This is a genomic window from Hymenobacter endophyticus (assembly GCF_032464715.1).
GTDB lineage: Bacteria > Bacteroidota > Bacteroidia > Cytophagales > Hymenobacteraceae > Hymenobacter > Hymenobacter endophyticus.
The window spans coordinates 123,381-135,520 of record NZ_JAWDJT010000012.1; the positions used below are offsets into that span (position 1 = coordinate 123,381).

Here is a 12,140-nt window from a genome sequence, read left to right on the forward strand (position 1 = left end):
GATTAAGTTTGGCACCGCTGAGCCGGACGAATGAATCGCCGGTATGCTTTGGTGCCACATGGTCTGCTTTACCCTCCTGCATGCGTTACTTCTGGCGGCTTCCCTAATGGGAGTGCTGCGCGTGTTGATGGTGGCAGCAATCGCTGGCTCCCTGGCACTGGTGGGGCTCTGGTACCGCCGCCGCCGGAAAGAGGCCAGCCCAGCAGCAGCCTCCGATGCCCCGGCCCCGTCGGCTCCCCTTAAAGTGTATTCGGTTGAGCAAGTAGTAGGCAAGACGGGCACGCCCTATGCCCAGCAGCTACAGATGACGCTGCAGCAACTGCAAGCAGCTCTCGGGGAACCCAAGCCGCTGTCGCTGCCCACTGCCCCGCCCGATACTGACGCAGCTGCCGACGCAGCTGCCGAACAACCCGAGCAGCCGGCTACCGCCGTTTCCGAAAGCGCCGAAGCAGCCCCCTGCCCGGCCGACGCACCCACGGCCGACGCACCCACGGCCGATACCGGCTCGGCGGAAGCGGCCGAAGCAGCTGCCGCTCCGGCTGCCCCGGCCCAACCAGCTGCGGCCCAACCAGCTGCCGGCGGCAGCGGGGATCAGCAGATCCAGGAATTCTCCCAGCAGGTCAGTGCGCCCCCGGAGCTGCGCCTGGCGCCCGCAAAACGCTTCTCCTCCCGCAAAGCCGCAGTCAATCCGGCCGCCCTGGCCCAAGTGCAGAAGTCCCGCACCACCATGTTCGTCGAAACCGATACGGGCCAGCACATCCCCCTGCTCCAGCAGCAGATGGCCTGATATGCGCCCTCACTTTTTGCGCAAACTCGGGTGTAGCGCGCCCGGCTTTATTCACCCTTCACCACTTTTTTATGCTTACCAAATCTAAAAAACTCGTCGCAGCCCTCTTCGGCCAGGCCGTAGCCCTGCGAAACGCCACCACGATGGCCGTGGTGCAGGCTGACGCCGCCCTGGACAATGTGGGCGACAAGCTCGCCCACATGAAGCAGTCGGAGCGCACGTTCTGGATGGCCTTCTTCGCCCTGGCCGCCGCGCACGGTGCCAACGCCCAGAGTGTCAAGGCCAAAGCCGCCATGCAGAACGTGCAGGAAACGGCTATCGGCATCGGTCAGGTCGTCTTCTTAATCTTCCTGATGGTAGGTCTGGTGCGGACCGCCAAAAAATTCATCGACGGCGCTCCCGATGCCATGACCAGCGGCCTGTGGCTGCTGGGTGGCATCATCATCTTCGCGGGCTTCCAGACCTTCAAGGATGATATCTTCTCCAACATGGGTGCCACTTCCGGCGGTGGTGTGAAGTAAGCCCCACTGGCTCGCTGCTTTTCTTGACGCCATGCGCACGTTCAAAAGCATTGAGCGCCCGGCCCAGGTCCTGGGGATTCCCATCCAGGATCTGGGCTTTGTTGCTCTCTTACTCATCGGTGGCGGCATTCTGCTCGGCGTGCTGAGCATGCTGCTGCCCGTCCCCAGCAAGTCGTACCTGGTCCTGCTGCTGCTGACAGCCATCCTCTTTTTCGGCTTACGCTGGCTGGCAAAACATAAGCCACCAGGCTACCTCATGGGCTGGATTTCCTACAAAATCCGCCAGCCCCGCCGCCTGACGCTCGGTCCGATTCACTCGCCTGTAACCCCTCAGACTCATGAGCAAAACAAAACCGCTGATCACCGCTAGTCCGGTGCATCAGTTTCTGGATAATTGCCTGGTATTGCGCGACGGCCGCGTGGCCATAGGCTTTGAGCTCCGTAACCCGGAAATGGAATCCTGGAGCGGGGAAACGTACGAGCAGGCCTTGAGCACGTTTCAATCGGCTCTGCGTCCGCTGCCGGCCGGCAGCGTGCTGCAGAAAACCGATGTGTATTACGAGCGGCCCTACCTGCATCCAACCAAGCCCGGCGCCTACATTGATCAGCGGCGCGCGGCCTTCCATGACGGCAACCTGGTTCTGTTTCACAAGAGCTACCTGTTTCTATCCATTCCCCCGCAAAAGCAGGCCAAGCAGCAGCCCAAGCGGGTGAATCCGCTGAACGCGCTGATCAATCAAGCCGCTTCCGCCCTGCTGCCTGACAATCCCTTTCCCGGCATTCAGCTGTCCTTGGAACGCATCGAGCGCGTGGGCATGGAGCTGGTCCAGACCATGCGCAGCCTGCCCGGTCTGGATCTGGAACGCCTGCGGGATGAGCACTTAATGCAACTGGTGCACCAGTACTTCAACCTGGAATTCTCCACTACGCCTACTTCCTTCGAGCGGGAGATTCTCAACGAAGGAGGCATTGTTTCGGTCGGGGAGAAGCAGCTCAACATCGTCTCGCTGTCGGGTCAGGGCACGGAAACTTTCTCCCACGTCACCAACAGCTACGGCGTGGCTTCGCCCCTGGTCTACCCGCTCACGCACTTCCTGCAGGCCCCGCACATTCTCACCCAGTCGCTGTACGTGCACGACACCCGGGAGCAGCTCAAAAGCTTTACCCGGGACAAAAAGCTCAATTCCTCGCTGAGCACGTTTGCCACCGCCGACAACCACCTGCGCGTGGCCGAGCTGGAGGAACTGGAAGCCGAAGCGGTGGCCGACAACAAGCTGCTCGTGGATATGCACCTGTCGGTGCTACTGTGGGACAGTAACGCCGAACGGCGCATGGAAGCCGTCCAGAAAACGACGGCCGCTATCCGGGCCATGCTCGGGGCGGAACCCGTCGTTGAATCGCACCTCACCTTGCCGCTGCTGATGGCTTCCATGCCTGGCAACGGAGCGCAGCTGCCGGAACGCTGGCTGCCGACGCTGGCCGACCGCGCCGGCAGCTACTGGCACTGGACGACTACCTACCGCTCGACCAAGTCCGGTGAATACCTGGCCGACCGCTCCCGGAATCTGGTTCTGGTCAACCTGTTTGATACCAACCAGGACAACCAGAACACCCTGACCATCGGTCCTTCCGGCACCGGCAAATCGTTTACCATGGGCAACTTCATTGCCCAGCGGTACGAGAACAAGGCCCGGCAGATAATCATCGACGTGGGCGGCACCTACGAGGGCGTTGCCCGTTCGCTCACCGGGGCGGACTTCGAGAATTGCTACTTCAAATACGATCCGCAGAACCCGATTGAGTTCAACCCCTTCTTCATGATGCGTGACCCGGAAACCAACCGCTGGATTCTCGGGGACGACAAGCTCAACTTCCTGCTGGAACTGCTGCAAGCTATCTGGAAAGGCGGGGGCAATGGGGGGAAAGAGGAAACGCTCGATAAGGCCGAACGGACGCTGCTCACCCGTTTCCTCCGCAATTTCTATCGCAGCCTCAACGAGGACCCACAGCTCGGCCACGACGCCATCGAACGGTTCCCGCGAATGCAAACCTTCGTGGACTTCATCCGGGACTACCACAACCGTATGCACACGCCCGCTTCGCCCGACTTCAGCCCCGCGGAGCTGGCCGAACGGAAGCAGTACGCCAAGGACATTCAGTTCATCGACATGGACCAATTTTTCCTGGTGCTGAGCGAATACTGCAAGGGCGGGCGCTACGAGAAGGTGCTGAACGCCGTGCGCGACCGGGACTTGTCGGAATACCGCCTGATCGTGTTCGATATGGTGAACATCAAGACTGATCCGACCCTGTATCCGGTAGTGGCCATGCTCATTACCGAACTGGCCATGGACCTGTTCCGGAAATACCCCCGCGACATCAAGTATATCCTGATGGATGAGGCCTGGTCTATGATGACCGGCGGCCTGAAAAACTTCATTGAGCTGATGTACCGCACGATCCGCAAGCTCAATGGCAGCATCGGGATCATCACGCAGGGCATCCAGGAAATCGAGTCCTCGCCCATCGGGTCGGCCATTATCAACAACACCAGCACCCGCATCATTCTCAGCCACGCCGCCGTGCCCGGCGTACTGCCGCAACTGCAGCGGGCCTTGTCGTTCACGTCCCATGACATTGACCTGATCCGCTCGCTGCGCAAGGCCAATGGCCCGGACGGCAACTACCGGGAGTTCTTCATCAAACAGGGGGACCGGGGCCGCGTGTACACGCTGGAAGTGTCGCCCGAGCTGGCCGCTATTCTGTCCTCGACGCCGACTGACCGGGACTATCTGCAGGCCCTGGTAGAAATGTACCAGTTTGAGGAGCGCGTACCGGAGCGGGACGAACAGGGCAAGCTGCTGCTCAATGAGGACGGCACCCAACGCTTCGTGCTGCGGAAAGTCCCCCGGCTGGCCCCGGCCGTAGATGAATTCGTGCTGCGGAAAAAGGCCGGCCTGGTTACCCAGGGAAGCATCCCGACCAGCCTGGAAATGTCCGCACCGCTCGGGGAAGCGGTACTCGCCTGATCATGGGCCTGCTGATGACCCTGCTGCTGCAAAGCGGCATCGGGGGCTCCGACCTGGTACCGGCCATGTCTAGCGGCGCGTATGATGCGGCCTATAACATCATCGTGCTGTGCCTGACGCAGATCCTGCCGACGCTGATGATGATGACGCTGACCTACACGGTTTCGCGGGGCTACCTGCTTTCGGGCTCCCTGCAGATCGACCTGGGCGCATTGTTCAAGCTGTTCTTCATTGCCATTGCCCTGGTCAGTTACCGGGAGCTGGCCCCGATGATCGGGGGGATGGTGGGGGCGGTTACGGATCTGATCCGGGAACCGCTCAAAGGCAAAAGCGCCTACGACACGCTCATGCTCATGCAGAACGCCATGACCGGCACGCCCACCGGCCCCACGGCGGAAGAAGTGCTCAACGGGGATGCCAGCCTGACCGACCTGCTGACCGACGCCAAGCAGCAGTTCTCCCAAATCGTGGATGCGCTGACCAACTTCAGCATCGAGAGTCTGCTCTACCGCTTCGTGACCCAATCCACGGTGCTGCTGGTGCGCAACATCATGCTTTACATCCGCATGTTCGCCCTGGGCTTCCTGTTCTGCGCGGGGCCGATTTCCATTGTGCTGTCAGCCATTCCCCCGTTCGGCTCCCTCTGGCGCCACTGGCTGCAGAACTACATTACTATCCAGCTCTGGTCGGTCACGTTCGCTTTGCTGGATGTGCTGTTTAACGCCTTTTCCGACGCCAAAACCATTGGTACCGGCGGCTTCAACAACGTGCTCTCCGGCCAGAATAACGCCGAATACCTCATTGCCTGCATCGTGTTCATCATCATGTATTTCATGGTGCCCTCGATGACCAGCTGGGTTATCGGCTCCTCGGCCGTGCAAGGCTTCGTCGGAGCCGTGGCCGGCGCGGCATCCGCCGTGGCCTCAACGGGCGTGAGCGTGGCCAGTCCGATGGCCGCCGGCGGCGGCATGGCCGATGCGGCCGGCCGGATGCTGAAGCGCGTTGGCGGCGGTGGCGACAGCGGCGCAACGGCCGGGGCCCCGGCCGCTCCGGCGGCTATGTCCTCCCCCCCTCCGGCTGCCCCCTCGCAAGTGCCGACCGTCAATGCGGCCATTAATAATTCTGTCCGGCGGGCTACCGTCTGATTCATCCTTTTTTCTCTCTCCACGCCATGAGCAAAAGCAAAATCCAGGACCTGGATAAAACCTATTCCACGATGCGTACCATGACGATGGCCAGCCTGGCCATCGTGCTGGTAACCTCCATTTTCTTCGTCCTCACCCTGCGTCACGCCTACGGCACAGTCGGCCAGCGCGTGTACGTGGTCGGCTCCCTGGGAACCCAAGCCGCTGTCGCTGCCTCCCCGGATGAACATTCCGAGTTCGAGTACCGCAACCTGGTACGCACCTTCGTCCAGAACATGTTTCAGCACGACGAGGCCACCTTCACGGACCACATGAATACGGCCCTGAGCCTGTCGGATGCGCTGAGCGGCCGTCGTCTCTACGAGGAATTCAAAAAAGGCCAGGTGTACGAGAACTACCGCAAGTTCGGTTCCCGCACGATGGTCAAGGTAGACAGCATCGTGCTGCGCAACGACGTGCGCCCGCGCACCGGGAAAGTGTACATGAAGCAGAAAACCTTCATGGCGGACCGGCAAAGCACCCCGATTTCCATTGCCGCCGCCTTTACGCTCGTCGAGACGGACCGCTCGGAAAAGAACCCATACGGCATCCAGATTTCCGGCTTCGACTTCATCCCCTACAGCGCCCCGCTCTCGGCCGCGGAGCAAGCCATTCAGGAGCAGCAGGCCGAGCGTGACCGCCAGCAGCTGCGGGATGCCCAGCAGGCCGCCGCGCAGGCCGCCCAGACTGAAGCCGCCATTCGTTAACCGCCCCTACTTACTACTTCCGTCATGAAACGTCCTCATTCCTATCAGCTGGTCCTGACCCTGAGCCTTTCCCTGCTCTGCTCGGCCGGCAGCTACGCCCAGCGCCTGAAGCGCGTGCCGGTAACGCCCCCACCCGCCTCGTTGCCGGCCTACGCCCCGGCTTCGATGGACCGGGCTTCCACTCCGGCCCCCATCACCCCGGGTCCGGCCCCGGCCCACGCCGGCGGCTACACGGATACGGGTCTGCACTACACCATCGAGCGCCTGGCTCCGCCGCCGCCGCCGCCGCCGCCCGGCTCCCAGCCGATGCTGCTGGACGTGGCCGTGTCGGACTCGTCCACGACCTATATGGTGTTTGCCGGGCCGGTGTCGCTGGTAGACGTAGGAATGATGGACAACTACCTGCTCAAGATTGAGGCCAACGCCGTATTTGTGCGCGCCCGCAAGAAATCCGCCCCGCCAACCCCCATCATGGTGCGTTATGGCTCGAAGTACTGGATGGGCCGGCTGGTGACCGTCAAGCGCCCGGTAATGGCCCTCTACGACCTGACCAAGCCCAACCAGCTGCCGCCGGTACCCAACGGGGCCGCCGCCGCGGCCGCCGCCTATTACAATACGGCGGCTGCTCCGGCATCCCAGTCATCGGTACACTCCTCCGCCACGGTCGCCGGGGGGGGCATGAGCCCCGACGGCTCCGCCAATCCGGACGGCAACCTGGCCGACGTGGACGCGCCCACTACCTCGACGGGAGCCGTCATGCCCACCTCCAGCACCGGTGTTGCCCCCGATAACCCGCTGGCCCTGGACCGGGAAGCCCACCGCAAGGCCTTCGTCAATGCCAAGCTGCGCCGGCTGGATAACCAGCGGGTCGAGCATCCGGGCGTGGCCGTGTACGAAAACCGCGTGGCCGTATCGCTGGCCAACGTCCGCAACGACAAGGAGTTCACCTACCTGCGCCTGCGCGTGGATAACACCAGCTCGATTGACTACCACATCGACTTCGTGGATTTCCAGCTCGTGGAGAATACGAAGCGCCGCTTCCTGGGCAAAAAGCGCAATGAATCCCGCCGCCCGCTGACGCCCTCGGGCGGCCGGGCCAACCAGGTAATCGCCGGCGGTACGACCGGCTACCTCTACTACGCAGTGCCGCTCTACGCTGCCACGGATCTGGGCTACCTGCACGTCGAGCTGCACGAGCTCAACGGCGCCCGTACCCTGCTGCTGCCGATCCCCGCCAAAGTCATCAACACGGCTCCTACCCTCTAAGCACATGCAACCTCCCGTAACTACCCCCGTGGACCCGGCCGCTGCGGCTTCCGTCTCCACTTCCCCGGCCGCTGCTCCCCGTAAGGACTGGAAGGCCTGGGCCAAGAAAAACTGGATGCTTTTGGGTGCTGGAAGCCTGGTCGTCGTGTTTGTCGGTCTGTACCTGTGGGTGCAGTCGGCCGTGAACGATATGGCCGGCACTGGCCCGACCGTGGCCGGGTCCACCGAGCACATCGAGGGCGAGGTGCTCAACAACGAGGTCGTCATGCCGCAATCCGGCGACAAGACGAAAAGCTACGATGACCTGGCCGCGCAGGAATACAATGCCTCGCCGGCTCAGCAGGTAACGGTCGATGAGCTGCAGGCCCAGCAGCGGGCGGCCCTGGGCCTGGACTCGGTTGAGGCCCGCAAGCAGGAAAAAAAGCGGATTTCGGCGGAGCAGGCCATTGCCCGCGATGAGATTGCCCGCACGGCCCGTAACCGCAACATGGATACGGTGGTCGTGACGGCCCGCGACCCCCACACCGGGCAGTACACCCAGCGCCGGCAGGCCTACCACCGGACGCCCGCGACCAACAGCGCCGGCTTCGTCGGGGGAAGTGGCAGCGGCGGTGGCAGCTACAACGGAGGCAGCAGGTACGCGCGCCCCACGGCTGCCCGTACCGCCCGCCGGCCCTTGCGTGACCGCGACGGCGCCCTGTATGAAACCAACGACGAGGTAAACGCCATGTTGCGCGAGGGCGGCCCGGACGTGCAGAAGGCCTACGAGCGCATGACCGGCCGCCGGTACCGGCCCCTTGATTCGGACGTCGAACTCTCGGAACAGAACCGCAAGGCGATGCAGTACGTGCCGGGGATGGATGGTTTCTATACGGTGAAGTACCGGGGCCGCACTGCCTCACCGGCCGATGACGCCGAAAACGCCGTGGCCGCCGACCCCTTTTACCGGGCCGTGATCAGCGGGACGCAGAATGTGCGCTCCGGCTCGGTGGTGCTGCTGCGCTTCGACGAGGACGTGACCCTGCAGGGCGTACCGTTCCCGCGCAATCAGCTGATGGCCGCCGTGGTCAGCGTGGAAACCAACCGCGTAACCTTCCAGATTGACCGTATCGGTCCGTACCGCATTGCCGCGCAGGTCTACAACACCTACTACATGCCCGGCATCATGATCGACCCCTCCAAACGGGCTCCGGCCGAAAGTCAGCAGGGCTTTGGCCAGACGGCCATGAGCAGCGGGCTCAACGACCTTTCCTCCAGCATTGACCGCAGCCAGTCGGCCGCCAACAGCGTGCAGGGCATCGCCGGCCGCATGGGCGTTACCATGCTGCAGCGCATGCCGCAGCGCGGCCGCAAGCTGCGTGAGGTGCTTCTTCCCGACGGCTACCCCGTCCTCATCACTGTTGCTTCGCAGGACGCGGCCGGCTCACCGGCTCAGCGTTCGACCGGCCCGATAGGCCAGGACGGCAACCCCCTGCAATCCAGCTTTATGAGCGGGAACGGCCAGGGCGGATACGCCGGCCAGGAACGGGGCAACCGATAAGGGCATTTTTTTCACTCACCCTAACCCTTACCCGTATGCTTAACCGATTTTCGAAGTGGGGAATCATGGCCGTGGTACTGGCCGGCGCGCAGCTGGCTCCCACCGTCGCGCAGGCCACCGGTGCGCCCGTTGTGGACGTGGGCCACATCGCCATGCAGATCAATAAGTTCGTGAAGGAAACCTCGAACTGGGCGAAAACCATCCAGAATTACCAGATCGTCAAGGATGGCCTCAGCGTGGCCCAGGATGCCCGCAACATCACCAACCAGGTGAAAAGCCTCACCGACCAGGTGCGCAGCATCTCCCAGGACGCGCTGAACCTGAACCGCAAGATTCAGGACGACCTGCGGAAGGTAGCCAGCCTCAAGGATATGAAGCTGGCGCAGGTACCCGAGCTGATGGGCACGGCGCTGGACGCGACGACCACCAAAGGCGGCCTGCTCAATCACCTGGGCAGCTACTCGCTGGCCCAGCAATTCCAGCGGGATCTGCTTGCCGGCAGCCAGCAGGGCTACGAGCTGGCTTCTTCCCGGCTGGACCGCTACCGCCTGTCGGGTTCGACCCGTCAGGACTACAAAACGATCCAGCAGCAGGGCCATGAGCAAGCCTTCGCCTCGTTGGCCGTCTCGGACCTGCTGCAGCAGCAGCGGGTGCAGCAGGCCGGCGAATACAAGCGCATTGCCGACGAGATGACGCGCCAGGCCATTGAGGCCCAGGCCTCGCTGCGCAACGAGGGCCGCTACGCCATGACGGAAGGGGAGCGAATGTCGCGCCTGCAGGAATGCGCCAACACGTTGATGCAGGCCCAGCAGATGCGCCAGCAGGCAGATGAGCTGCTGCAGGCCGCCACGCAGCCCACCCCGGCCCGCCAGGCGGCTAACCTGGTCATCGCCGACCGGCAGTTCTCGGCCTCGCTGGCTCAGGTCGGCCGCCAGTTCAATTAATCTTCATTTGTAATTCCGTACTCCAATGTCCCGTCTCTTCCGTCATTCACTCGTTTTGCTGGCCGGCGCCCTGACGCTGGCCACCACTGCTTCCGCACAGCGCCATATCCGCCACCTCAACAGCCTGACCGGGAGCTACGGCTCGACCGAACCGGGCCGCCTGCTGGGGCTCAGCTATGGCCGGTTTCTGACCAATACCACCCGCCTCGACGTACTGGCCACCCGTGAGCGGGGCCAGGGCCGGGCTGGAATAGGGGAGTTCTCCGCGTATGGGGTAGCCGTCGGCGGCTCCCGCCAACTATTCCGCGTCGGGTCCAGCGTGTACGTGCACGCGCAGGGCCTGGTACTGGGACGCTACGAGCGGAAGCAGGAAAACAACACGGGCGGTCGGGAAGGAGGGAAGGCCCCCCAGGGCGCGGCAGTAGGCCCGCTGCTGGGCCTGGATACGGATGTGTACCTGGCAGACGCAGTTTCGCTCGCGCTGACGGCCCAGAAAGGCTACCTGTGGCTTAATCCGCAGATAGACCGCTGGCCCGGTTTCTACTCGGCCGGACTACGTTTCCACTTCCGCTGAGCCTGACGGACTCAGCCCCGCCGGCAGCCCGGCCCCCCTGGGGCCGGGCTACTTGTTTACCGGCCTGTTTTTTGCCGTATGTTCTCAGTCAGTTTTTCACCTTACGCCCCACTGCCCATGTCGCTTTCCGCACAGCAACCTTCGGCTTTTGCCGCCGCCCTGACCCTTCCGGAATCGGTTCAGCAGCAGCTCTACCACCTGATCTATCAGCAGGACATTACGCCGGCTACGTTGCCGGCGCACGTACCACAGCTGGCCCAGCAGCTGATGCCTCTCTACGAGGACGCATACGGCGTAGCCGTGACCGACCAACGGGAGCTGGAAGCACTGATTTTGTCCGACGCGCAGCGGTACCTGCAGGACCGAAAGTAGACCCTTCGGGATCAACAAAAAGCCCCCGCTACAAGTAACGGGGGCTTTTTCATGGACTTACGCAGCATTACTCCGCCCGGCTTATCACCCGCTCGATAGCTGCTTGTAGTCCTGGGCCAATAAAGGGCTTGCACAAAAAGTCATGCGCCGCACCCGCCTTTACATGGGCCTCCAGTAGTTGCGGGGGATACCCAGATACCAGCAGAACGGGTATAGCAGCGAATTCCTGCCGGACCTGCCGGCCCAGCTCTATTCCCGTCATTTCACCGTCCAGCCGTACGCTCGTCATCACCAGCGCCACGCGGCTCGTTCGCAGCACGTCCAAGGCTTCCTGACCCGAGCGGACACATTGCACCGCCGTGTAGCCTATGCTTTGCACAATGCGCTGCATCTCGTCCGCGATAATTATCTCCTGCTCGACGATCAGAATACTGCCGTCAAGGGCAACGTCGGGACCGGGGGCCGCCACAACGGCTTTAGCCGGTTCCGAGGCCTGCCGGGAACACTGGGGTAGTCCGATGCAGGAAACTAACAGGGCCAGGGCCGTCATTATCAGGGTCAGGTATTCCCGATACGTCTTGCCGGCATCATTGCCCTGCGCCACCAGCTGTTCGAGCAGCCGGCCATGCTGTTGCTCCAGATTCACGAGCTGCCCCAGGGCCACCTGCATAGTTTCCAGGGTACTATCCGAGCGGGTTGGCTCTACGATGGCCGCCGTGATGACGCGTAGCTCCTGTAGTTGCTGCGAGTCGTCCGGCAGCTGCTCTATTTCCTGCAGCAGCTGCTGGCCATAGGCATCGAGCACCGGCAGCTCAGCCGCAAACGGCGCGGTTGTCTCGCGGAGCCGGTGCATAATCGTCGTCTGCCACCCGGCCATATCCTGAAACCAGTGCGACAGATTGCCGAAAGCCGATACTACGGGCTGGGGCCAGGACACCATACCGGCCGCCAGCACGTTCTGGCTAACCTGGCTACTGATGGCGGCCACTAAGGCACTGTATTGGTGATCAATGACAGCGGGCGGTAGTGCGGCCGTTATCTGCCTGGTGAGATCTTCCAGTGGTTGTAGCTGCTGGCGGTAGACTTCGGCCCATGCCGGCGTCAGACCGAGCGGATTTACCATTTGTTGGATGCGGCGCAACGGCTCCAGGGCATTGAGTAACCCGGAGAAATGGCCGGTAAACTGATTCTCGTTCATAATTCTGTCAGTTAATTA

Annotated in this window: 12 protein-coding genes; 11 read left to right on the top strand and 1 reads right to left on the bottom strand. The window is 62.5% G+C overall.

The window, feature by feature from the left end:
* The first annotated feature begins 127 nt into the window (after positions 1-127).
* From ROI90_RS16900 to ROI90_RS16950, 11 genes are all read left to right on the top strand, one after another.
* Positions 128-787: a hypothetical protein gene (locus tag ROI90_RS16900; RefSeq protein WP_315999535.1), complete on the top strand. Its 660-nt coding sequence runs from the start codon at positions 128-130 to the stop codon at positions 785-787.
* Between the two features lie 71 nt (positions 788-858).
* Entirely contained in the window at positions 859-1,308 is a 450-nt protein-coding gene (locus ROI90_RS16905; RefSeq protein ID WP_315999536.1) for a hypothetical protein, read from the top strand.
* Positions 1,309-1,339: 31 nt separating this feature from the next.
* The gene (locus tag ROI90_RS16910; protein ID WP_315999537.1) at positions 1,340-1,678 is read left to right on the top strand and encodes a hypothetical protein; all 339 of its coding nucleotides are present in this window, start codon (positions 1,340-1,342) and stop codon (positions 1,676-1,678) included.
* On the top strand, positions 1,647-4,337 hold the full coding sequence (locus tag ROI90_RS16915) for a VirB4 family type IV secretion system protein (RefSeq protein ID WP_315999538.1): 2,691 nt from the start codon (positions 1,647-1,649) through the stop codon (positions 4,335-4,337). The genes ROI90_RS16910 and ROI90_RS16915 overlap by 32 nt, the downstream gene beginning before the upstream one ends.
* 2 nt (positions 4,338-4,339) lie before the next feature.
* Positions 4,340-5,482 (top strand): hypothetical protein, encoded by a 1,143-nt coding sequence (locus ROI90_RS16920; protein WP_315999539.1) that lies wholly within the window; start codon positions 4,340-4,342, stop codon positions 5,480-5,482.
* A 26-nt stretch (positions 5,483-5,508) separates the two neighbouring features.
* Positions 5,509-6,228 carry a hypothetical protein gene (locus ROI90_RS16925; RefSeq protein ID WP_315999540.1) on the top strand — a complete coding sequence of 240 codons (720 nt, stop codon included), beginning with the start codon at positions 5,509-5,511 and terminating at the stop codon, positions 6,226-6,228.
* 24 nt (positions 6,229-6,252) lie between these two features.
* Positions 6,253-7,494, top strand: a complete 1,242-nt coding sequence (locus ROI90_RS16930; protein WP_315999541.1) for a hypothetical protein — start codon at positions 6,253-6,255, stop codon at positions 7,492-7,494.
* Positions 7,495-7,498: 4 nt separating this feature from the next.
* Positions 7,499-9,034 carry a conjugative transposon protein TraM gene (gene traM, locus ROI90_RS16935; protein ID WP_315999542.1) on the top strand — a complete coding sequence of 512 codons (1,536 nt, stop codon included), beginning with the start codon at positions 7,499-7,501 and terminating at the stop codon, positions 9,032-9,034.
* Between the two features lie 35 nt (positions 9,035-9,069).
* Positions 9,070-9,978 (top strand): hypothetical protein, encoded by a 909-nt coding sequence (locus ROI90_RS16940; protein ID WP_315999543.1) that lies wholly within the window; start codon positions 9,070-9,072, stop codon positions 9,976-9,978.
* A 25-nt stretch (positions 9,979-10,003) separates the two neighbouring features.
* The gene (locus ROI90_RS16945) at positions 10,004-10,552 is read left to right on the top strand and encodes a hypothetical protein (protein ID WP_315999544.1); all 549 of its coding nucleotides are present in this window, start codon (positions 10,004-10,006) and stop codon (positions 10,550-10,552) included.
* Between the two features lie 117 nt (positions 10,553-10,669).
* Entirely contained in the window at positions 10,670-10,924 is a 255-nt protein-coding gene (locus tag ROI90_RS16950; RefSeq protein WP_315999545.1) for a hypothetical protein, read from the top strand.
* A gap of 67 nt (positions 10,925-10,991) precedes the next feature.
* Here ROI90_RS16950 and ROI90_RS16955 read toward each other — a convergent pair whose 3' ends face one another.
* On the bottom strand, positions 10,992-12,122 hold the full coding sequence (locus tag ROI90_RS16955) for a response regulator (protein WP_315999546.1): 1,131 nt from the start codon (positions 12,120-12,122) through the stop codon (positions 10,992-10,994).
* Between the last annotated feature and the right edge of the window lie 18 nt (positions 12,123-12,140).